Raw genomic sequence first — 20,711 nt, forward strand, 5'->3', positions numbered from 1 at the left:
TCGACAAACCCCATACTTGCGCTTCACGATTCGTTCCGTGCCTCGCGGTCGGCCGAGCGCGGTCGCCGACGATCCAGGATGGTCCGCGGGGATACGGCTCAGCGATGGATGTCCGCGTTGCCCGCCTTCCATTGCGGCCACGGCATATTCCAGTCCCCCAGCCCGTCGACGCCCGAAAGCGTCCCTCCCACAGTATTTTTCACGATCGCGATATCCCCGCGCTTGGCGTTCTCGTACACCCATCGCGCATCCGCGGGACTCAGGTTCAAACACCCGTGGCTGGTGTCGACCGAGCCCTGCGCCCAGACCGACCACGGCGCGGAGTGCATGAAGATCCCGCTGTAGGACATGCGAGTGGCCCAGTCGACCCGGGAGCGGTATCCGCCGGGGCTGGTGGCGGCGACGCCGTAGGTCGAGGAGTCCATGATCATATGGTCGAAGCGGTCGCTGAGGATGTAGATGCCGTTGTCGGTGGGTGCGGAGTTCTTGCCCATCGACGTCGCCATGGAGCGCACCACCTGGCCGTTCTGTTCGACGGTCACCATCTTGGTGTTGTCGTCGGCGGTGAAGACCTGGACGTCACCGACGGTGAACCCGGAATGGATCTCGCTGTCGCCGATCAGTCCGCCGCCCAGGTCGCGCCCGTAGGTGTTCACATCGACGGTGACCCGGGTGCCCGGTGCCCAGAAATGCTCGGGGCGCCATCGCACCTCACGCGGATTCACCCAGTAGAACGCGCCCTCCACCGGCGGCACCGTGGTCACCTTGATCGCGTTCTGGACCGCGCGCCGGTTCGGGATGTTCTCGTCGAACTGCACGGCCACCGGCTGCCCGATACCCACCACCTCGTTCTCCCCCGGCAGCAGCCACGGGTGGGTGCGCTTGTCCGGTTGCATGGTGGTGAACGTCATGTCGGCCGAGGCCGGGCCGCCGATGCCCAGCGCGGCCGCCCGCAGGTGGTAGGTGCGGCCGAAGCCCAGCGATTCGGTGATCTGCCAGGAGCGGCCGTCCGGTGCGATGCGCCCGGACACCGGGATGCCGTCAGGGTTGATCAGGGACACCTCGGTGAATCGGCCGTTCTCGACTCGCACCTGCAGCGGATCGGCCACCGGCACTCCGACCGCCCTGTCGGCGAACGGCGCGACCACCCCGGGGGTGAGCATCTGGAAGATCGATGGCGAATCGGGCATCCCCCCGACCGGTTGCGCCGGCGCTCCGCACCCCGCCACCAACGCCCCCGCGGTCAGCACGGCCAGTGCCGCACCCCACTGCCGAACTGTGCGCATATGCAACCCCGTTCCGCACTCGGGCGCCTCCGGGGCAGCCCCGGATGCGCTCTCACCACCACACCCGCAGGGATCCGGCTGAGACTACGCGGCGCTAATTGTGCCAGCTGGAACCTCCGAGTACCCGCAAACACGACGAAAAGCCGACCGACCGGCCCGGTTTCAACTGTGCATCGAGCCCATGAACAGGTACTGCATGCCCAGGCTGGTGAGCGTGACCACGACCCACAGCACCGCCCCGAGCACCAGCGGCCGCGCGCCCGCAGTGCGCAGCCCCCGCACGTCCGTGGACAGGCCGATCGCCGACAGCGCGATCGTGATCAACCACATCGATGCCTCGACCATGCCGTGCCGCACCCCCGCGCCGAGCAGGCCGGCGGAGTTCAGCGCCGCCGCCGCCAGGAACGCCACGAGAAACCAGGGCACCAGGCGAATGATCCGCGTCCGTCGCGCCGGTGCGTCCGCACCCGAGCGCGAACGCCGCCGCGCGACCCAGGCGGCCAGCCCCAAGCAGATCGGAATGATGAACAGCGTCCGGGTGAGCTTGACCACCACCGCATAGTTCGCCGCGACCCCGCCGTAGGTGCTCGCGGCCGCGACCACCGACGACATGTCGTTGACGGCCGTGCCCGCGAGCAGCCCGAAGGCGTGCTGCCCCAGTCCGAGCAGGTGCCCCAGCGCCGGAAAGCTCAGTACCGCAGCGATATTGAACAGGAATATCGTCGACACCGCATAGGCCACGTCGGCCCCGACCGCACCGATCACCGGGGTCACCGCGGCAATCGCGGAGGCGCCGCAGATGCCGGTGCCGACGCCGATGAGCGTGCGAAGATCACCCACCACGCCGAGCCAGCGTCCCACGAAGTACGCGGCCACCAGGCAGGCGGCCAGGGTACCGACCATCACGGGCAGTGAGGCGAAACCGGTGTGGACTACCTGCGCCAGCGAGAGCTGGGTGCCCAGCGTCACCACCGCGAGTTGCAGCACCTTTTTCGACGCCAGCTCGATTCCCGGCCGCAGCATCCGGCCCGGCGCGCGGATCGCCGCCACCGCCGCGCCGATCACCACGCCGGTCACCGGCGCTCCCACGACCGGAATCAGGCGGCCGATCACCATCGCGACGACCGCGATCAGCACCGCGAGCGCGAATCCCGGCACCCGCCGCGCGAGCAGGGCCGTGGGCCCCCGCCGGGTCGTCTCCTCCGAAGTAACCTGCACGGTATCCGCGATCCGACTCATGCCATCCAGCCTGTTATCCACGGCCGACCGCCGGTAGAGAGCGATTTCCACTGGATCCATAACCCTCGGTTATAGGTAGCATCGAGGGCCGGAGGTGGTTGATGATTGCGTTACCCAGGCTGGATCTCGATCTCGAGGCGCTGCGCGTGCTGGTTCTCATAGCCGACCTCGGCAGCATTTCCGCCGCCGCCCGGGCCGAGCGGATCAGCCAGCCCGCCGCCAGCAAGCGCATCAAGGTACTGGAATCGCGCCTGCGCCTGGAGTTGCTCGACCGGCGCAGCCACGGCGCGGTGCTCACCGCGCACGGGCGCATGGTGACCGAGTGGAGCCGCCGGGTGGTCGAGGCCGCCGATGCGCTGCTGACCGGGGCGTCGACGCTGAGCGAACAGGCCACGAGCAAGATCCGTATCGGCGCCAGTCAGACCGTCGCGGAATACCTCGTGCCGCGCTGGCTCGCCGAATTCCGGCAGCGCACACCGGGCACGCCGGTCCACTTTCTGGTGGGCAGCTCGGCCATGGTCATCGACGCGGTCCGCGGCCGCGAGATCGACCTCGGATTCGTCGAGACTCCCCAGTTGCCGACCGACCTGTCCAGTCAGCCGGTCGCCCAGGACCGCCTGGTACTCGTCGTCGGCCCGGCACACCGCCTGGCACGCCGCCGAATCCCGCTCCCCGCAGGCGAATTGGCGCAACTGCCGCTGGTCACCCGCCAGCAGGGCTCCGGCACCCGGGAGACGCTCGAGCTCGCCGTCGGCGCGCCGATGGCCGATCCCGCACTGGAACTGGAAACCAACGCCGCGGTCAAGATCGCCGCCGCCGCAGGCGAACTCGGCGCCGTCCTGAGCGAACTGGTGGTGAGCCAGGAACTACGCGATGGCCGACTGGTCGAAGTCCCGCTCGCGGATATCGACCTCACCCGCCGCTGGCACGCCATCTGGCGCGGCGACACCCAATGGCGAGGCGCCCTGGCCGATTTCCGCACCCTCATAGCCGACTGGTCCCGCTCCCCCCAACCCCCCACCCCACCCTCCTGACCAGGCGATTTCACTTTCCAACCGCGCGCCTGTTATGGTTTTCCCCGCACCGCAACGGAGCCGACGGGCCCCGGAACGGAATACTGCACAAGCGCCATTAGCTCAATTGGCAGAGCAGCTGACTCTTAATCAGCGGGTTCGGGGTTCGAGTCCCTGATGGCGCACTCCCAGGTCACAGACCTTTTCGAAGATCGCATTCCCCGCCCGTTTCGAACGGATTTGCCGAACACCGGCCCGCCGGCACAACCGCTCGAAGGCACGGTTCACGTTCCGAGGTGAGAGCGGCGTGCCGTTGTTCGTCGCGAACACCAAGCCATACTTGTTGGCCTTGGTCTCTGTCGGGTCGGCTCGCTGCTCGCGCTGTCGTTGCCGAAGGATGCGAACCATCTCCGGAGTGAGCGGTACCCAGCTTTCCGAGGATTCCGTTTTCGGCCGCAGGAAGATCGTTCGGCCGTCGATCCGAGGTAATGGCCGACCGTCATCGTCGCGACATCGACAGGAATTCCCTTGCGCTGCAACTCCTTCAGTCGGGTACGCTCCGCGTCCGCCTCGTCCCATGTGCGGCCGTACACGCTGACCCGCTTGCGCTTGCCGTCGGAGGTTTCCACGAACAGCTTCAGCTCTACACGACCGTCCTTGCGAGTGCAGGCCCAGAGTCTCCCGGCGATGGGCCTTGCCCTTGCAGCGACCGGGGACCGTCTTCTCGCGATCTCGGGATGTGTCACCCATCGGCGGCCAGCATGACGATCTGAGCCCGCAGGACCAGCCCGGACTTCATCGACCTCGACCGGATCCAACCCTGCAGGATCTCCCGATCACCATCGCGCAACACCAGACGGGGCAGCTCGCACACAGAGATTCAACCAGACGGCCACACTGTCCAACTATTTCAGAAGCGACCCACTAGGACCGAGGCAGGACCTATTCGTCTGGGGCAGCTGCCGCCGGAACGACGGGCGGGCAAGGATGCCGCTCACCGCTCAGAAATCGTCGGGGCATATGGGCGCAGGCCAGCGCATCCGGGGGCGGAAAGGCCGATGTTGATCAACTTGATTCCGTTGGAGGATCAGGACGATAACGATGAATCAGCCGATTGGCGGATGTTGACATTGATAGTATCAATTCCGACCTGTCAAGAGCTGGGTAGATTCGTTCAAGGTTGGCGATATGCTCGACCACGAAATCGTCTACCGCCAGGCACAGTTCAGAATGTGAACATGAGGGCAACGCTGAAGCTTCTGACGGGGTTATCACCACGGAATTTCCGACGATGTCGAAACCGATTTCGGATACGGTTTCAGTAAAGGCATATGAAACGTGTTCCTTGATTTCCAACTCGTTGCAGATATGCAGCAACTCGTTGCCAATGTTCAACAAGGGCACTCACTCGAAATTGCTGCGCCACAGAATGCCCTCAGAAATTATCTCAATGTCGCCCGGAAAGAAGTACCATAGCAGTTCAGTTCGTGTGGACGAGCCCGGGTCGTGACGATGCTCCCAACCTGCGGACATTTCACTATTTTCGCGAATAAAGTTAAACTTCATCATTTATTTCACCGGGAACATGCTCGCGACTTGATCATCCGGAGTAGTCCAAACCGCAATCTTGGTTTCTCCATTAGTTTCAATGACGTGGAACTTGCTCCCTTGTGCCGGTGCACCTTCTCCGTGACGAGCAAGAATGGCCTCACTCGACGGCCGCCGTCGCCTGCCACGCGCCCGGGCGTATGCCTGTCGCCTTCCGGAAGAAGACCGAGAAGTTGGACGGGTCAAGGAAGCCGAGCGTGTTGGCGCAGGCGGCTGCGGTGAGGCGGTCGTGCGTGAGGAGCCGTTTGGCTTCCAGGACGATCCGATCGACGATGTACGCCTTCGCGGTGCGGCCGGTGACCTGCTGCACCGCTCTCGAGAGGGTGCGGGGCGCGTATCCCAGTGTCCGGGCGTAGTAGCCGGTGTCGTGATGTTCCCGGAAGTGCGCTTCGACGCTGGACCGGAACAGGTGGAACACCGGATTGATCGACCGTGCTTCGGCGTGGGGCGGGCGGAGCCGGGCGATGAGCGCGGAGAGCAGGATCTCGGGCAGCTCCGTCGGGATATCCCTGGGTGGGGCGGATGCTTCGAGCAGGAGATGGTTGCGCGCGGCGTCGACATACGACCAGTCGGCGTCGGGAATGTTCCAGTGTGCGACCAGGTCCGGGTACGCGACGAGCTCCCGGGTGGCGTGGGTGACCGGCGCGGTCGGCACGAACAGCACGACGTGCCCAGCCACCCCGGCGATGTCATCCCATCGGTGCACAGCTCCGGGAGCGACCCACACCGCGGAACGCTCCCGAAGCGGGTGTCGGAGAAAGTCCACGGTGACCGATCCGTGCCCGGCATCGACGACGGCGAGGACGTGGAAGTCGGCACGCTGCGTCCCGCCGTCGTTCAGCTCGCGAAGACGGTCGAACGTCATGGTTTCGACAGCGGCGGCACCGCGCCCGACGGGTTGGTAAGTCATCTGCCGGATCACGGCCACCTGTCCAGTTTCCACCATCAGACGACCAGTCATGCCGATGCCCCGACGCGGCGGATGAGATTCGATGAACACACAGAACAACAGCCCCCGGAACACTGATCGAGAGAGTCGCGATGAACACGACGCAGCAGCCACTACTGCCCGCTTATGACCACCGGCCCGGGACCGGACCGACCCTGGTGTTCTTGCACTACTGGGGTGGATCCGCCCGCACCTGGGACCTCGTCGTCGACGGCCTCGCCGGACGCGACATGCTCACTGTCGACTTCCGCGGGTGGAGCCGCTCGAGCAACCTGGCCGGCCCCTACACCCTTGGCCAACTCGCCGACGACACGCTCGCCGTAATCGCCGACGCGGGTGTCACCGACTACGTCCTCGTCGGACATTCCATGGGTGGCAAGGTCGCACAGCTCATAGCGGCGACCCGGCCCGTCGGCCTCCGTGGGATCGTCCTGGTTGGTCCCGCTCCGGCCAAGCCCGCCGCAGGGATCACTTCCGAGTACCGGGAAGCCCTTTCCCATGCCTACGACTCCGACGAGTCCGTCGCTGGCGCACGGGATCACATCCTCACCGCAACCGAGCTGCCCGAACCGATCAAGTCGCAGATCGCGACCGACTCGCGGGCCAGCACCAACGCCGCCCGCACAGAGTGGCCGCTGCGCGGCATCGCGCAGGACGTCCGCGAGCACACCCGCATGATCAACGTCGCCGTCCTCGTCATCGCCGGACAGAACGACCGTGTCGAGCCCGTCGACGTGCTCGTCGACAACCTGATGCCCTACCTCTCCGGAGCCGACCTCGCGGTAATTCCGAACACGGGTCACCTGATTCCGCTGGAAGCCCCGGCCGACCTCGTCGACGCAATCACGGCCTTCGCACCAGCAGCCTGACAAGCAATTGACCGAAGCAATAGCACGCCAACATCGCTACGCTGGCACAGCCAACCTCGCTCGATAGCACTCGCGAACTCGGGTTGTAGCTGCCTTCACTAGAGTATCCGACCCTTCACTCACATCCGACAGTGTCGATTTCCATCACGCACCTGATGGGAAACTACGCACTCGGGTCGCGATGCACCCTAGAAGGTCGGCGGCTCCTTACCTTCTTTCGCATATGCCGCTTTTTCAACCTCGCTAACTTCGAGCTTCATACCGAGGACCTTCTCGGCGTCTCGCCTATTCTGTGTAATTTCCTCAGCGGTAAGCTCGAGCCGTTCAAGTTGCATTCGATCATCGCTTAATGCACCCATTGCCACTCCTTCGACCCATCTTCGTAGCAGATTCGATGCCCGCCTTGGTCGTCAGGCACAGCAGCCGACGACCAAGCTCGCGCCCCAGACTACCCTGATGATCCGCCGACGCACCCTCACCTGGAGTATTCAGATAAACGCGACGACGTACGACCCCGAACACGGAGACCATTCCCCCGGGAGGCTCACACAATGCCATTGTCACGGTCAGCTCGCCTCGCCCCGTCCTGATAGACGGTCAGCACCTCACTCGCGGTGCGGGCACGGATAGGCGACATGCCGGGCCTCGGGATCCTGCGACGCTGGTTTTCGATATTAGCGAGCAGAGGAATTGAAGTCGTGGTAGTCGACCGTGTCGACCATCAACACAGCGTTTTCACCGGTGTGGATACGGCCGACTGTTTGGGCAGGTACCGGAACAGGTTCCGCAGGTGGGCATGGGCGTAGCGCAGCCAGCGGGCCTAGGAAGTAAAACCGAGCAGCGCCAGCATCACCGCCAACGTGACCAGCTCGGCGCCGGTCAGGCGCGGCGCGAACCCGACCGCGGGGCGCTGCGGCGCCAGGTCTGGTCGGGCCTTCAACAGGTCGTCGGTGGTGACATACAGTGCAGTGACGAGGGTGTTTATTTCGTTGTCCACAACTGCGATCTACACACCCTCGCCCGCGCGGGACCACATACCGGAGAATCAGTTTGCCGGGCAAGGATATTCCCCGTGCCAGGTGTGCGCTCACCTTCAGGCTCCTGCCTCTTTGCAACCCGATCCTGCGGCAGTCCCGGCCGAATCTGCGACCGCATCGAAGTACGGCCAGCCGTCCACCTCGACCGTCCTACCGGCACAGAGGGGAAGATCCGATGCGGCGGCGTCCAGGAGGCGACGGACCGTGCCGGGCTCGTACAGGTTGAGGTAGACGCGGTCCGGAAGGCGGATCAAGGCTCCGGAATCGAAGTATGAATTCGAGATGATTCTGTCCAGCCCCGGACGGAAGACCAGCGCCAGACAGCCTCGAGCGCCCTCGGGGTGGAAGGAAAGCGTGGTACTGCACGCCTCATAGGCGGGCTTTACCCGCTGCCGGACCGTCCAGTGCCACCTCGCCTCACCCACGACCAAGCAGCGCAGACGGCGGTCGTTCTTCACAGTGACACCGTAAGACCCCCGGGAATCTCGCATCATCAGCCATCGCAAAGATCGTCGCCAACTCGATGATCCCGAGAGCCGCCAGTACGCTCCGCACATGAGTTGCCGGGTCCAACGTCACGACGACCCGGGGGACCCGGACTCGAGCAAGGGCAGCCCAAAGCCTGGGGTCGAGCCAGAGGATGTCGGTGTAGGGCAGGTCCGCGTAAACTGCTCGGGCCCAGTGGAATCGAGACAGGCCGAGGTGACCCGGCGGGACGCACGCCATGAGAGAGCCACACCAAACCCACTGGTGGGCAGCCGATGTGAGAGCGACCTCGCCGGGTACCTGGACCCGATCCTGGCCGGGAACGAGCCCTACCGCCAGTATTAAGTAGCCGATGGGCGCGCTTGCACTCGGCGCATCCGGAAGCAGGGTGCAATCGATCTTGCCGCCGGTGTAATACACGAGACGAGTGCGGAGACGGCATCGCCGTATCCAGGCCGGTGATCTTCACACGAGTGGTTCACCCGAACAGACCGGATCCCCACCACCCGTGCCCCAGCGCGACCAGGCAGGCCGCACCTCTTCTGCCGTCCCGCACACGATCTCGGTCGAACCGCCGCGCGCTCAGCCCAGCGTGAACGTCGCGTGGCCCGCGATGTGCTCCAGATCCACATTCTGCGGATAGACCTGGGAGTACGTGTCGATAGACGCCTCCACCTTCCCTGCGCCCGGCGCCATGCCCATGCCGGTGATCACGTTGTCCGGCATGCCGACCACCGTGGTGCCTTCGATGCGTTGTGACTGTCCGCTGGTCAGGCCGGTGTTGACGTTCCGCCAATGTACGGTGACGTAATAGGCCCCGCAGGAGTCCCCGGTCTGCGTGATCTTCACCCGAACACCGAACACACCGGACCGAGGCTGCGGCACGGTCTCGGCATTGATGATCGCGGCACAGTTGGGACCCGGAACCCGTGTGAGGGTGGGGGTGAACCGGGCAACCGGATCGGTAGAGTTGGCACCGGCAGTCCCGGCGAACCCGCTCCACGCGGCCACCATCGCCACCGCGACCACACCCGCACGAAACGTGAACTGTTGTAAGGAAACGTTTTTAAGGCTCATGCCAGTCTGTCGTCCTGCGTACGGATGGCGTTATGGCTTCCCGAGCCCCCAATCTCAGGGGCTGGCCAACGCCCGGCGCAAGGTGAGGCCTTGGCGGCGGTGCGACACCACATGCGAACTCCCGGCCCCGCAATCGAGACCTTCGCCTGCGATGCCGAGGATCCGGGGTGTCGAACAGCAGCATCGGCGGCGTTGCCGGAGCGAGTGAGATACGGAGCCGCTGTAGGGGATCCGGTCGACAGGCGCGGGACAGCGGTTGCAGACGCATCGCCTGTAGAACGGAGCTGGGCTGCCACTGCGGGAGACTCGGACATACGCTCCGCGATATGCCACGAGAGCCTTTCCGTCCCGGCCTCCCTCCGGCGAAACCGACGAGCCAGACACTCCCTTCTGAGCCCGAGCCCCAGCCCGAATCTGAGGGGAATACTGCAAGATTCGAATATCTCCCCTCCACCAGTTGCCGTAGTCGGCAACTGGGCCTCGGCAAAGACGGCCTGGCGGAACGGCTTCCGACTCGAGGGCCGCGTTCGCAAGCTGTGCGTCCACCCAGACGGCACCTCGGACGGATGGATCGCCACGCTACATCGCAACGACCCCCGCACACCATGCCAGCCATGGCCTTGGCCAGCTTAATCACTTAACCACCCAAATACACTGAGGCACAGGGATATCCACGAATCATCTACCTCGACTGGCCCTTACTCGAGGTCAGGGTATCTGCCCGACAGGATGGTCCGTCAACTCCTGCGTACCCACCCTGCCTGCTCCAGGAAGAACGCCGCAGTCGGTCGCGATCCGCGACCTACCCACCTGGGACCGTCGGCCCACCGTGAGCCACCGCGCGAGGAGATCCTGCACTAGTGCTCGGATGGGCCCTGATCGATCAGCGAGACGATCACATCGTCGAGCCCAAACATGTTGCGCTCGCGCTATGCGCGGCGTAGGGAACCTGTCAGTCCCGGCGCTGCGATATCGCAGTTCGGGCATCTAAGACCGTGTCTCATGTCGTTGATTTCGCCAGTTTCTTGTAGCAGGTCCGTGTCGCGGCGAGTGTGAGGAAGCCGAGAAAATGCGTGGCCGCGGCGTGCAGCTTGGCCGGTCTGCGCCGACGAGGGCCACGCCGGGATCGGACTTCGGGGATCGCTTTGACCAACGGGCGCAGCGCTTGTGCGTCATTGGTGTTGGCCGCCGAAATACCCACGGACAGAGGGATTCCCGCGCGATCGGACAGGACGTGAATCTTCGAACCGGAATTGCCGCGGTCGATCGGGCTCGGCCCGGTCAGAGATCCCTTTTTTCGCCCGCACCGACGCCGCGTCGATTACCGCTCGCGACCAGTCGATCAAGCCTTTGCCACCCAGCTCATCCGGCACAGCCCGGTGTAATCGCCGCCAGAGCCCGGCTTCGGTCCACACACTGAACCGGCGGTGCGCGGTCGGGACGGTGACACCGAACGACGGTGGCAGCATCCGCCACGCGCAGCCGCTGGTCAGCACGAACACCACCGCGGTGAACACCGCACGCTCGTCGACCGGCGCGGTGCCACCACCCTGCGGACATGGGGTGAACTCCGGTAACAGCGGCTCGACCAAAACCCACAACTCGTTCGGGACAAGGCGTTTGGACAACTCATCAACCACAAGCCGAACATCATGCAGCACAACCAGATTCGACGCAGCACAACCAAATCACAGCCACGTAAGACACGGTCTCAGGCGATCTTGCCGTCCTGCATGGTGGCGGTGTCGCGTGAGCGGCCTGGGCGGGAGTTCTGCGCAATGGGAGTGCCCCGGCTTCTAGGGGCACCCCGGTTCGTGCGAGCGGATGTAATATCTTACGAGGGAATCAAATTCGTCGTCTACGGGCGTCGATGCAGCCCCGGATGCGGTCGCCGTCCGTATCTTTCGCGCGGCATCACCGTATCGGCGGGGGCTCGGATAGAAATGCGTGTGCGCCCATGGGAGATTCGGATATTCGGTTCGGCGTGGACCTGTATGAATTGGAGAAGGCCGCGAAGGCGGATTTTCCGCTGGTCTCGACCGACTACGGTATTGCGATCAGCAACTGCAACGCCGTTCACGATGGGGTGGCGAAGGCGATGCAGCGACCAACATACTTCGGCGGTGACGCGGAAGGCCCGGTATTTCGCGCCTACCTCACCCTGCACGAGACGGTGGTGAGCTACCTGACGAGTACCAAGAGCAATCTGGACGACACCGCGACAGCCCTGGACGCCGCGGCGCATTATTTTGCCGGCACCGATCGAGCGGCCAGCGACGAGATGAACCGCCGGATACACGACGATCCGCAGCTCACGCCGCCCCCTTATCAGCCGCACCACCGCCCCATGCCCGAATGATCGAGTGATGGACAATGACTTTCGCGCAGCTCATGCAACACGCACAGGACATCACCCAGAAGGCCGCCGAAATGCAAAAAGGGGAGGAGTACACCGATTCTCATCCCGTCGAGTACTTCAAGCAGCAATTCGCCTTCATCGTGCCACTGTTCGAGCCGTTCTCGATGATGCCCGATCCGGCGAATTACGACCCATTGATCGAGGATCTGAAGGAGGCCATGGGGCAGGTGGACACCGGTTCCGTCCCCTCGACACAACTCACCAGCGATGTGTCGTTCTCGAACCTGGACCTGGCCAAGATTACGAACACCGACGGTGGTTATCTCCAGGGTTGGACCGGAACGGCCGCGATGGCGTTCAAGGAGAACTTCCTGGACACCTTCAACCTGGTCGCCGGAAATCAGTTCACGGCGCTGTCGACCATGAAGGGCGTCCTGCAGGCACATCAGGCGATGTGGGCAGCGGCGCGCGACAATATCGACAAGATCGCGGAAGCCACCTTGGATGCGCTGGACAACACCGGCGGCTGCAGTCCGTCCAGGGCCGGATTCGTGTTCACGGTGCTTTCCGCGGTTGCCACGGTCGCCTCGGCGGTCATCACCATCAGCACGGGCGGGGCGACGGCACCGATCGTGCCGGTCGCGGCGAGCGCCGCCGTCGGCAATACCGTTGTGTCCGGTCATAATTCGAAGATCGGGGGAGCCACCGCCGAAACTATCATCAGCTCGATGCAACAGGCCGTTGCCGACCTGCGCCAGCACATTCAGGATGTCGAACAGAGCCAGATCGCGGATCGCGTCACGGCTCTGAGCGCCGCATTCGCCCAATACGAGGACAAGCTTGTCGCCGTCCGTCCGGCCCTGGCCGGGATGAGCCCGAAAGATCTCGGCGGCAGCGACGGCATGGGCCTGCCTCCGGGCGTGGGGTAGGAGTGGGGCCGTCGTGGATCTGGCTACTCGACTCGACAATATCCGCGTACGCGTGACCGCACCCGGCACCGACATCGAGGCGGAGTTGTCCCGCCGTACCCACATCGCGCTGTACTTCAAGGGCAGCGATTACGCATTCGTCGATGAACCGATGCTGGAGCGGGCGCTGACCAGTATCGCCCGGCTGCTGTGGGTCGGGTGGCAGCGGCAGTATCGACGCGCGCTCGAGTATACGAACCTGAGCATCGATGCCGAGGATGCGACGGATCTGGCCTTCCTCGCCGACCGGGACGCCACCAGAGCCGTCGGCGAATCGAGCGACGGACGGATCACGATCGGCACGCTGGGCATGAGGAAATTCGCGGTTCGCATCGAGCCCGGCACTGTGCGTGAGCTGACCGAAATCGAGTTCTGTGCGGGCGTCTCCGAGGCGGCCGGGAACGTGATCCACGTCTACCAGACCAAGGTCGGCGCGCTCAAGCGGCGGTACTACGACTGAACGGCCCGCCCACACAGGCACATGCCCCGTCCAAATCCGTCTACGTCGCCGACGGTCACCGCGGGCCGCGGGCGCGGGCTGCGGCCAGCCCGTCACGGGTACGTTCGGACATCAGGGCGTGCTCGAATTCGGCTATGGCACCGAGGATCTGGAAGAACCAACGCCCTCGCTTCCGGCGCGGTGGACACCCCGGCCTTCCGTAATTCGATGGGCGCGACCCCGGAGGGCGAGGCCGCCGTCGCCGCCCCGCACCCCATCGGTCGCATCGCCAACCCAGAAGAGATCGCCTCCTTCTGCGCCTACCTCCTCAGCGACGAAGCCGGCTTCGTCACCGGCGCGGCCCTGGAGATCGACGGCGGCTTCACCGCCCGCTGATCGCAGTGATGCATCAGCGCCGGGTCACCGTCAGTTGCACGGCGCCCTGGCCGGGAATGGTTCTGAGCTCCAGCAGGTCGGCATCGGGGGCCGACACGACGTCGGCACCCTGGACCTCGACCCGGTAGCCGCTGGGATAGTCGCTCCTGGGCAGGTATACCTCGGTGCGGGAGTCACCGGCGAACGGTCGGCCTCCCTCGGCGCGGGTCGTGTCGTATCGGAGAGTGAACGTTGCGGTGTCGGAGTCGTAATGCCATGCCTGCGGGGTGCCTGCGACGGCCTGTGGATACGGACGCTCGACGCCGGTGGCGGGGCTGATCAGATTGGGGCCGGTCGGGGGCTGCTGGGGATGACTCGGCAGCTGATTCTGCGTATCGGACCACAGCATCCAGGAAGCCATGTTGTCGTCGAGCCTGCCGGTGACGCGGGCCAAATACGCCAGATTCTCCGTCGCGCCGAATTCGGTTACCAGCCCGACGGTATCGGCGGCGCGAGTGCTCTTGAAGCCGTTCTCCGGGCATGTCTGGATCGGCCCGAGGCAGTAGTCGTGGAAGCTCATTCCGGCGCGCGTATCGCCGGTCGGGTTCGGCATGTGCACCGGCGCGCCGAAATCGGTGGTGACGAACGGTTCGTAGAACAGCAGGTGCTCGGGGTCGACCTGCCGGATACCCCGCATCGCCTTGCCCTGGAAGGCCGCGAGCACGTCGCGCGAGAACTCGGGACAACCGTCCACCAGGCACGTCGGGTGCGTATTACCCGGCCACGGCTCGTTGATGAGGTCATAGCCCAGCACGTAGCGCTCGCCGGCAAAGCGTTGCGCGACATGCGACCACATCGCCGCATAGTGCTCCTGCACGCCGACGCCATCGGATGCCCGGTGATCACGCCAGAAGTTGGCCCACGTCCGGTTCTGTGCCGGGCTGAGCGCATAGGCTCCGAACAGGCCCGGATTCGGCTGTACCGGCAGTCCGTCGGGGAATGCCGCCCAGTCGGGGAATCCGTTCCAGGTCCCGCCGACCAGCTTGTTGAACGCATCCTGATGGGAATCGACGAGGGCGTAGATGTGGTGCCGGGCAAGCACCTGTTGGGTCTGTTCGATCTGCGCGACGTATCCCTCGTCGTAGACGCCGGGCCGCGGCTCCACCGACCTCCACGTGAATCCCAGTCGCACCGCGTTGAATCCGTGCTCTGCGAGGAATCGGGCGTCGCTGTCACCGAAGCCCCCGGCCGCGGGGAAGTAGGGCGGGTTCTTGTACACGAGGTTGACGCCGTGCAGGGTGATCACCCGCCCGTCGTCGTCGGTGAGCCAGCGGCCCACGTGTCCCAACGGCGACGCGCTCGGCCCCGCCGCGACGGGCGTCGCCGTGGCGGGTGTCACCGACGCCAGCAACACCGCAGCCACCCCGAGACACCGCGCCGTCAGGGAGGTGATGCTCATCGCGAGAACCGTTCACCGAGTCCGCGGCCTCGGCCGCGCGTGGGTTCGGGGTAGCCGCCCACCGTGCTGCCACGAAAACCGGAAGTACTGACGTTCACCCGACCATCCAGGCCAGCAACTATGTCGCACATGCATGAAACCCTAACGGCAAATCACCGCCACACCCACATATGACGACGTGTCCTCCCGGCCGACCGCTGGGGCACCAGCCTGTCGTGCAGCCGCAATACCGCGTGTCGGTAGTGGCGGCGGTGGAGAGGTTCGTGCGGAGATAAGCGATAGCCGCATAGACAAGGCAGCCGCGTGGCCGGCGCGGATCTCGCTGCAGGTAAGGCGATGCCATCGACGGTGTTTAGGCCACGACCGAAAGATGGTGAGGTCAGGCTCACTGATTCCTAGGCTGCTGAACAATGCGTATTCAGGAGTCGACGATGGTGAACGAGGTAGTGGCGCGGCCTGTCGGGCTGGTGCTGGGACGGCTGAGCGTTGGCGCGGTGGTGGCCAAGCGGGGGAAACGGCGGTGGCCGAGTTGGTTTCGCTGGTCGGCCACGCAGTCGGCCACGGATGAGATCCTGCGCTTGGATCCGGTTCTCGCGGTGATGATGCGAGGTCCGCGGTGATCGCGGGTACCGTGAGATGTCTCGGTACGACGATGCGGGGTGGTGTATGAAGCGGATCTACTGCACACCCGAGGATCTGACACGCATCCGGATCGGGGCGCCGCTCGGCGCGATGGCCGAAACAATGCTGGCCACCCGGGTGGTGCAGCGCACCGACGCACCGCTGTACGACGGTTGGCGCGGGCAGGTGCGGCGTGCACTGCCGGATAATTTCGGCGTGCTCGCGGATGTCTTTCCAGGCAGGTGTCACTTCGTCGACCTGATCACTCCGACCCGCGGTGCGCGGTCGATGTCGGCCGGGATCGAGGCATTGCAGCTGGCCTCCCGCGACGAACTCCGCCGCGAGGTGGAGCACACCGCTCAGCGGCGCGCACTGACCGACCACCCGCTCCCCGCCTGGACGCAGGACCTGTCCGATCGCGACAGCGCCGCTCGCCGCGATGTCGCGCTCGCCGTCGAGGCATTCCACGCGGTAGCGTTCGCCGGTCGGTGGGCGCATATGCAGTCGTATCTCGAGGTGGCGGCAGAACGGATGGCCCGCACGATTGCCACCGAGGGGATCGAACGACTCTTCGCTGGGCTAGCGCCCTTCGCGCGGTGGCGGGCGCCCGTGCTGGAAGTGTTCTCCCCGATCGGATCCCACGCGGAACACCTCGACGGGCGTGGCCTGATCATCATTCCGTCGCTGTTCATCTGGCCCGGACCGCAACTGCTGAAATCCGCCGTCGATAAAGACGCGCCGAGGATGCTGGTGGTTCCGGTGCTGCGCGATATCGCCGATTTCGCCGCGGCATGGGGTCCGCGCGCGACCAACGGGGCGCTGACCGCACTGGTCGGCCGCACGCGCGCCGCCGCACTGCAGGAGATCGCCGCGGGCTGCACCACGACCGAACTGGCACGCCGACTGAATGTTTCACCCGCGACGGCCAGTGAACACGCATCGATACTGCGCGAGGCCGGGCTCGTCGAGAGCTGGCGGCACCGCAATACGATGCGGCATCAGGCGACGACATTGGGCATCGCACTGCTCGACGGCGATCTCGACAGTGGTGTGCGCATCGCCTAGCTTCAGCCCCGATGTGGTCGGTTTATAGCTGGTAGTCGGCCTCAATCACCAACTGCCCTACTGAAAACCACAGGTCAGACCCGGCCCCATGCTCGCAGTGCCCCGCCGGAGGCACCAACCTGCGACGCATCGGCACACATGCCGACCGAAACACACCAACGTTTGCTTTACCTCGTCCGGACCCGCCCGGGTTGCACTGATCGCGCAGATCTTCAGCGAGACGGCGCACTTCACAGTGACTACGTGTGATTCTCGGTGAACGAACATGCATTACAAGCCAACATAGCCGCAGGTAGATCCACTGTGCATGACCTCCCGTGATTGGTCGTGAACACGGGAAAAACCCTGAACCCACAACAGCGGGTTCGGGGTTCGAGTCCCTGATGGCGCACCACAAGTAAGCCCTTGACCAGGTAAAGCCGGTCAAGGGCTTCCTTCGTTCCATCCGCTGGATCGGACCATTTCCAAAAAAACACCAAAAATTCAGCACCACAACGTTCGCCAGCTGGTCGCCGCGCCAAAACCCAACTTCAGCACCGCCGATGAGTCCGGGACGGTATGTCATGCCGCTCGGTGATTCCCTCACGAGAGTGCGCCAGCTGCTTGGCGGCGACGCTGCGCCCGACGGCGCTTCGACCGCACTGATCTCCGGACAGCGGGTCAGATCCCTTCGGAAGGTCGACGGTTCGAGGAGTCAGCGATCCGGTGTTCGACGCGGCCTTCAGCGTCGCACCGGTATGCGCGCCCTCCCGGTTCGCCTTGCTCACGGGGCTCACACCAGAAAGCCACGTACCGGCCAACCACATGCGCGCCCAGGCGCCGATGCCCTCGTGGCTGCGCATCTTTGAAGATCGCCATCAACTCGCTCCACGAACGGTGAGCATTGCTGACCCGGAGCTTGAGCCTACTTAGTAATAGGTAAGCTAGTCTTGGTGATCACCGCACCCAGCTCCGGAAGTCAATGGTCAGGCGGGGGGAAGAAGAGAGGTCAAGCGCCTGTGAAGCAACCGAACGTGCTGTGGATTTCGACTCACGACATCAATCCACACCTGGGCTGTTATGCCGGGGTGTGGCCCGGAGCCGAATACGCACAGACGCCGAACCTCGACCGGCTGGCCGCCGAGGGCGCTCGGTTCGACAACGCATTCGCCACCGCACCGGTGTGTGCGCCGTCGCGATCATCGATCATCACCGGCTGCTATCCGACGGCCATCGGCACCATGCATCACCGCAGCCGGGCGATACCGCCACCGGAGGTGCGCCTGCTGCCCGAGTATTTCCGGGCAGCAGGTTACTACACCACGAACAACTTCTTCACCGACTTCCAAATGGTCACGCCGCCAACCGTCTTCGACCACTGCGGCCCCAGCGCGCACTGGCGCAACCGGCCTGGCGACGACACCCCGTTCTTCGCGGCCTTCCACGGATTGACGACCCACGAATCGCAGATCTATACGAGCGAAGAGCAATTCGCGCGGACCACCTCCCGCGTCACGCCGGAGCAGCGGCACGACCCCGACCGGGCGCCGGTGCCGCCCTACCACCCCGACACCCCGGTCTTCCGCCGCTCGTGGGCGCGCTACGCCGATTTGATCACCGAAATGGATTACACGGTCGGCGAACTGCTCCGCGAACTCGACGAGGACGGCCTGTCCGAGTCGACGATCGTGGTGTTCTGGAGCGACCACGGCGCGGGCATGCCCGGCGGCAAACGCTGGGCCTCCGAGGCCGGACTGCATGAGCCGCTGATCATTCGGTGGCCGGGCGTGATCGCACCGGGCACCGTGCGCACCGATCTGGTGAGCCTGATGGATCTGGCGCCGACCATGCTCACCGCCTGTGAGCTGCCGACTCCGCCACATATGCACGGGGAGCCCATCCTGACGGCCGACGGCTCCGCGCCCACACGGCCACGCACCCACGTGTTCGGCGGACGTGACCGCATGGACGAGCAGGAGGACACGGCTCGCACGGTCCGCGACAACAGGTTTCGCTACATCCGCAACTACCACCCCGACCGCTCCCCCATGCAGCACTGCGACTATCCCGACCATCTCGACACCTGGCGTGAGATGCGCGGCCTGGCATCCAAGGAGGCGCAGCAACTCGCCCGCGGCCGGCGACGCAGCATGCTGACCGGGCCGCAACGCGCCCTGATCGCACCCCGCAAACCCGAGCGAGAGCTCTATGACCTCGACGTCGATCCACACGAACTGACCAATCTGGCCGAGGACCCGCGATACACCGGGGTGGTCGACCGACTGGACGCAGCACTGACCAACTGGCAGAACGAAGTTGGCGACCTCGGCCTGATCGAGGAAGACCGGCTGCTCGACGAATGGCATCCGAACGGCGGCTCACGCACGACCAGTACGCCGACCGCGGCCGTGCGGGACGGACACATACACCTGACGTGTCCGACCCCGGGCGCGTCGATCGGCTGGACCACCGTCGATCCGGCATCCGCCGCGGCTCCCGACCCGGCCGCCGAGCACCTCGACGTCCTCGATGACGGTCGCGACTGGCACGTATACACCGACCCGTTCCGAGTACTGCCGGGCCGGTCGGTGTTCGTCCGAGCATGGCGCATCGGCTACGAGCCGAGCCCGGAAATCACCGTCGAGGTCATGTGAGGCCAGGCAACGGGTCGCACCGGAAATCCTGTAAAACCGGAAAAGCGAAAGATCCTCGTGAACTCGACAGCATTCCCGGTCGCGGGCAGCAACAGCGTGTCGGGCGTAATTCCGACTCCATGGTCGGTTCAACCTCTCCCCGGCTCCCCGCTCGTCCTCGGCCCCGGAGTCGGTGTGCTCGCCACCTCGCAGCAGGCCCGTCGGATCGCCGAAAGCTTTGTAGCCGAGTACTTTTCCGATACGGGATTAGCGCTCGACCTGCTCGCACCGGGCGCCACGGCGCCGGACAACGTGGTGGAGTTCCATCTCGAATCCCGGCCGCCGTCCGCCATGCCACACGCCGAGGGGAACGATCGCTCCGGCAGTACGGCGAGGCAGTCGAACCTCGCCGAGGCGCTGGATTCGGTGGATCCGAACCCCCGCTGGCCGCAATCGCGGCGGCACTGAAGGACTCCGAGGTCCTGGACCTGCTCGTTGGGGAGTTCGAACGCGCCGAGCACGATCTCGCCCGGATGGCCAACGGTGAGGCCGCCTCGATCATTCTCTCGCCGAGCTCGTTCGCCTACCTGGATCGCCGATACGCCGAACAGCCACGGACGACCAGTGCGGTGTGGTCGCGATTGGGCCACCCTGGCCAGGAGGCGCGCACGATTCGCCAGTCCTGGGAATGGGATCCGGCCGCGATCGCCGCCGGGCACGCCATCGATATCGCGGGTGTGGAGGCTGCGGTCTGGGCGGAAACGATCACCGACTTCGCCGACCTCGGCCGCCTGCTGCTCCCGCGCCTGCCCGGAGTCGCCGACCGAGCCTGGTCCCTCGACTCGGCCGTCTCCTGGGAGAACTATCGCGCCGCCCTCGCCGGTCACTCCCGGTGGTGGCGGCACCGGGGATGGCAGTACTTCGACTCATCGCTGGTTCCCTGGACCTGATCGCCATCACATGCGGGCCACCACGGTCCGTGAGTGACCGACTGCCACCCAGAGTCTCGGCATCCACTACAACACCGGCTCCGGTCTAATGGACTACCTCGCCGACCCCTCGGTGTTCGGCTATCGAGACGGCCATGTGGGCCTGCCGACCGCGCCGGGACTCGGCATCGATATCGATCCGGTCGCCGTCGAGCGAGCGGCGGCGTCGGCGCCGCGCTGGCGCAATCCGATCTGGCGGCCCGACGACGGATCGCTGGCGGAGTGGTGAACCACTGACCCATCGAGGGCTTCGAAAGATT

The 20,711-nt window shown here is 65.0% G+C and carries 23 protein-coding genes, 1 tRNA gene and 2 pseudogenes; 14 read left to right on the forward strand and 12 right to left on the reverse strand.

Annotation, left to right across the window (positions count from 1 at the left end; genetic code table 11):
- Positions 1-98: 98 nt before the first annotated feature.
- Together KO481_RS29270 and KO481_RS29275 are read right to left on the reverse strand one after the other, a co-directional pair.
- Positions 99-1,286, reverse strand: a complete 1,188-nt coding sequence (locus KO481_RS29270; RefSeq protein ID WP_215917477.1) for a L,D-transpeptidase — start codon at positions 1,284-1,286, stop codon at positions 99-101.
- A gap of 162 nt (positions 1,287-1,448) precedes the next feature.
- Positions 1,449-2,525 carry a YeiH family protein gene (locus tag KO481_RS29275; RefSeq protein WP_215917476.1) on the reverse strand — a complete coding sequence of 359 codons (1,077 nt, stop codon included), beginning with the start codon at positions 2,523-2,525 and terminating at the stop codon, positions 1,449-1,451.
- A gap of 101 nt (positions 2,526-2,626) precedes the next feature.
- Here KO481_RS29275 and KO481_RS29280 point away from each other — a divergent pair, with 101 nt between their 5' ends.
- Together KO481_RS29280 and KO481_RS29285 are read left to right on the forward strand one after the other, a co-directional pair.
- The gene (locus tag KO481_RS29280; RefSeq protein ID WP_215917475.1) at positions 2,627-3,559 is read left to right on the forward strand and encodes a LysR substrate-binding domain-containing protein; all 933 of its coding nucleotides are present in this window, start codon (positions 2,627-2,629) and stop codon (positions 3,557-3,559) included.
- Positions 3,560-3,650: 91 nt separating this feature from the next.
- A tRNA-Lys gene (locus tag KO481_RS29285) sits at positions 3,651-3,723 on the forward strand.
- Between the two features lie 557 nt (positions 3,724-4,280).
- On the opposite strand, the gene KO481_RS44085 is transcribed toward KO481_RS29285, so the two are convergent.
- From KO481_RS44085 to KO481_RS29295, 3 genes are all read right to left on the reverse strand, one after another.
- A complete protein-coding gene (locus tag KO481_RS44085; protein WP_281066085.1) occupies positions 4,281-4,412 on the reverse strand; it encodes a hypothetical protein in 132 nt (43 codons plus the stop codon).
- 191 nt (positions 4,413-4,603) lie between these two features.
- Positions 4,604-4,942 (reverse strand): hypothetical protein, encoded by a 339-nt coding sequence (locus KO481_RS29290; RefSeq protein WP_215917474.1) that lies wholly within the window; start codon positions 4,940-4,942, stop codon positions 4,604-4,606.
- A 304-nt stretch (positions 4,943-5,246) separates the two neighbouring features.
- Positions 5,247-5,852, reverse strand: coding sequence for a helix-turn-helix domain-containing protein (locus KO481_RS29295; protein WP_215917473.1), 606 nt, complete (start codon positions 5,850-5,852; stop codon positions 5,247-5,249).
- A gap of 72 nt (positions 5,853-5,924) precedes the next feature.
- Between KO481_RS29295 and KO481_RS29300 the strand changes: the two genes are divergently transcribed.
- Both KO481_RS29300 and KO481_RS29305 read left to right on the forward strand, forming a co-directional pair.
- On the forward strand, positions 5,925-6,173 hold the full coding sequence (locus tag KO481_RS29300) for a hypothetical protein (RefSeq protein WP_215917472.1): 249 nt from the start codon (positions 5,925-5,927) through the stop codon (positions 6,171-6,173).
- A 14-nt stretch (positions 6,174-6,187) separates the two neighbouring features.
- Complete coding sequence (locus KO481_RS29305; RefSeq protein ID WP_215917471.1) at positions 6,188-6,964, forward strand: alpha/beta fold hydrolase; 777 nt, start codon at positions 6,188-6,190, stop codon at positions 6,962-6,964.
- Positions 6,965-7,152: 188 nt separating this feature from the next.
- Here KO481_RS29305 and KO481_RS29310 read toward each other — a convergent pair whose 3' ends face one another.
- From KO481_RS29310 to KO481_RS29330, 5 genes and pseudogenes are all read right to left on the reverse strand, one after another.
- Positions 7,153-7,323 carry a hypothetical protein gene (locus KO481_RS29310; protein ID WP_215917470.1) on the reverse strand — a complete coding sequence of 57 codons (171 nt, stop codon included), beginning with the start codon at positions 7,321-7,323 and terminating at the stop codon, positions 7,153-7,155.
- A gap of 398 nt (positions 7,324-7,721) precedes the next feature.
- A pseudogene (locus KO481_RS29315) lies at positions 7,722-7,961 on the reverse strand (IS982 family transposase); the annotation flags it as partial.
- A gap of 96 nt (positions 7,962-8,057) precedes the next feature.
- Positions 8,058-8,459, reverse strand: a complete 402-nt coding sequence (locus tag KO481_RS29320) for a hypothetical protein (RefSeq protein ID WP_215917468.1) — start codon at positions 8,457-8,459, stop codon at positions 8,058-8,060.
- A 610-nt stretch (positions 8,460-9,069) separates the two neighbouring features.
- Positions 9,070-9,564: a hypothetical protein gene (locus tag KO481_RS29325; RefSeq protein WP_245400887.1), complete on the reverse strand. Its 495-nt coding sequence runs from the start codon at positions 9,562-9,564 to the stop codon at positions 9,070-9,072.
- 1,081 nt (positions 9,565-10,645) lie between these two features.
- Positions 10,646-11,204 (reverse strand): annotated as a pseudogene (locus tag KO481_RS29330) (IS5 family transposase); the annotation flags it as partial.
- 317 nt (positions 11,205-11,521) lie between these two features.
- Here KO481_RS29330 and KO481_RS29335 point away from each other — a divergent pair.
- Genes KO481_RS29335 through KO481_RS29345 form a run of 3 tightly spaced genes read left to right on the forward strand, consistent with a single transcriptional unit; the run spans position 11,522 to position 13,351 of the window.
- Entirely contained in the window at positions 11,522-11,923 is a 402-nt protein-coding gene (locus KO481_RS29335) for a hypothetical protein (RefSeq protein ID WP_215917466.1), read from the forward strand.
- Between the two features lie 14 nt (positions 11,924-11,937).
- Positions 11,938-12,852 (forward strand): hypothetical protein, encoded by a 915-nt coding sequence (locus KO481_RS29340; RefSeq protein ID WP_215917465.1) that lies wholly within the window; start codon positions 11,938-11,940, stop codon positions 12,850-12,852.
- 13 nt (positions 12,853-12,865) lie between these two features.
- A complete protein-coding gene (locus tag KO481_RS29345; protein WP_308166588.1) occupies positions 12,866-13,351 on the forward strand; it encodes a hypothetical protein in 486 nt (161 codons plus the stop codon).
- A 55-nt stretch (positions 13,352-13,406) separates the two neighbouring features.
- On the opposite strand, the gene KO481_RS44885 is transcribed toward KO481_RS29345, so the two are convergent.
- Positions 13,407-13,499 carry a recombinase family protein gene (locus KO481_RS44885; RefSeq protein ID WP_372452148.1) on the reverse strand — a complete coding sequence of 31 codons (93 nt, stop codon included), beginning with the start codon at positions 13,497-13,499 and terminating at the stop codon, positions 13,407-13,409.
- A gap of 32 nt (positions 13,500-13,531) precedes the next feature.
- Here KO481_RS44885 and KO481_RS29355 point away from each other — a divergent pair, with 32 nt between their 5' ends.
- Positions 13,532-13,726, forward strand: a complete 195-nt coding sequence (locus tag KO481_RS29355; protein ID WP_215917464.1) for an SDR family oxidoreductase — start codon at positions 13,532-13,534, stop codon at positions 13,724-13,726.
- Positions 13,727-13,739: 13 nt separating this feature from the next.
- Here the strand turns inward: KO481_RS29355 and KO481_RS29360 are convergent, their stop codons facing one another.
- A complete protein-coding gene (locus tag KO481_RS29360) occupies positions 13,740-15,164 on the reverse strand; it encodes a cellulase family glycosylhydrolase (protein WP_215917463.1) in 1,425 nt (474 codons plus the stop codon).
- 410 nt (positions 15,165-15,574) lie between these two features.
- Between KO481_RS29360 and KO481_RS29365 the strand changes: the two genes are divergently transcribed.
- The 6 genes from KO481_RS29365 (at position 15,575) to KO481_RS29390 (ending at position 20,680) form a co-directional block, all read left to right on the forward strand.
- Positions 15,575-15,784, forward strand: coding sequence for a hypothetical protein (locus tag KO481_RS29365; RefSeq protein WP_215917462.1), 210 nt, complete (start codon positions 15,575-15,577; stop codon positions 15,782-15,784).
- A 46-nt stretch (positions 15,785-15,830) separates the two neighbouring features.
- Complete coding sequence (locus KO481_RS29370; RefSeq protein ID WP_215917461.1) at positions 15,831-16,850, forward strand: ArsR/SmtB family transcription factor; 1,020 nt, start codon at positions 15,831-15,833, stop codon at positions 16,848-16,850.
- 998 nt (positions 16,851-17,848) lie between these two features.
- Positions 17,849-19,483 carry a sulfatase family protein gene (locus tag KO481_RS29375; protein WP_215917460.1) on the forward strand — a complete coding sequence of 545 codons (1,635 nt, stop codon included), beginning with the start codon at positions 17,849-17,851 and terminating at the stop codon, positions 19,481-19,483.
- Positions 19,484-19,540: 57 nt separating this feature from the next.
- Positions 19,541-19,930, forward strand: a complete 390-nt coding sequence (locus KO481_RS44460) for a hypothetical protein (RefSeq protein WP_215917459.1) — start codon at positions 19,541-19,543, stop codon at positions 19,928-19,930.
- A gap of 20 nt (positions 19,931-19,950) precedes the next feature.
- Entirely contained in the window at positions 19,951-20,412 is a 462-nt protein-coding gene (locus tag KO481_RS44465) for a family 20 glycosylhydrolase (protein WP_308166813.1), read from the forward strand.
- Positions 20,413-20,500: 88 nt separating this feature from the next.
- Positions 20,501-20,680, forward strand: coding sequence for a hypothetical protein (locus tag KO481_RS29390; protein WP_215917457.1), 180 nt, complete (start codon positions 20,501-20,503; stop codon positions 20,678-20,680).
- Positions 20,681-20,711: the final 31 nt, after the last annotated feature.

It is taken from the genome of Nocardia albiluteola, assembly GCF_018860155.1.
Lineage (GTDB): Bacteria > Actinomycetota > Actinomycetes > Mycobacteriales > Mycobacteriaceae > Nocardia > Nocardia albiluteola.

Coding starts and splice junctions, on each gene's coding strand:
- KO481_RS29270 (WP_215917477.1), bottom strand. CDS start 1,286: ATGCGCACAGTTCGGCAGTGGGGTGCGGCACTGGCCGTGCTGACCGCG.
- KO481_RS29275 (WP_215917476.1), bottom strand. CDS start 2,525: ATGAGTCGGATCGCGGATACCGTGCAGGTTACTTCGGAGGAGACGACC.
- KO481_RS29280 (WP_215917475.1), top strand. CDS start 2,627: ATGATTGCGTTACCCAGGCTGGATCTCGATCTCGAGGCGCTGCGCGTG.
- KO481_RS29305 (WP_215917471.1), top strand. CDS start 6,188: ATGAACACGACGCAGCAGCCACTACTGCCCGCTTATGACCACCGGCCC.
- KO481_RS29310 (WP_215917470.1), bottom strand. CDS start 7,323: ATGGGTGCATTAAGCGATGATCGAATGCAACTTGAACGGCTCGAGCTT.
- KO481_RS29325 (WP_245400887.1), bottom strand. CDS start 9,564: ATGAGCCTTAAAAACGTTTCCTTACAACAGTTCACGTTTCGTGCGGGT.
- KO481_RS29335 (WP_215917466.1), top strand. CDS start 11,522: ATGGGAGATTCGGATATTCGGTTCGGCGTGGACCTGTATGAATTGGAG.
- KO481_RS29340 (WP_215917465.1), top strand. CDS start 11,938: ATGACTTTCGCGCAGCTCATGCAACACGCACAGGACATCACCCAGAAG.
- KO481_RS29360 (WP_215917463.1), bottom strand. CDS start 15,164: ATGAGCATCACCTCCCTGACGGCGCGGTGTCTCGGGGTGGCTGCGGTG.
- KO481_RS29365 (WP_215917462.1), top strand. CDS start 15,575: ATGCGTATTCAGGAGTCGACGATGGTGAACGAGGTAGTGGCGCGGCCT.
- KO481_RS29370 (WP_215917461.1), top strand. CDS start 15,831: ATGAAGCGGATCTACTGCACACCCGAGGATCTGACACGCATCCGGATC.
- KO481_RS29390 (WP_215917457.1), top strand. CDS start 20,501: ATGGACTACCTCGCCGACCCCTCGGTGTTCGGCTATCGAGACGGCCAT.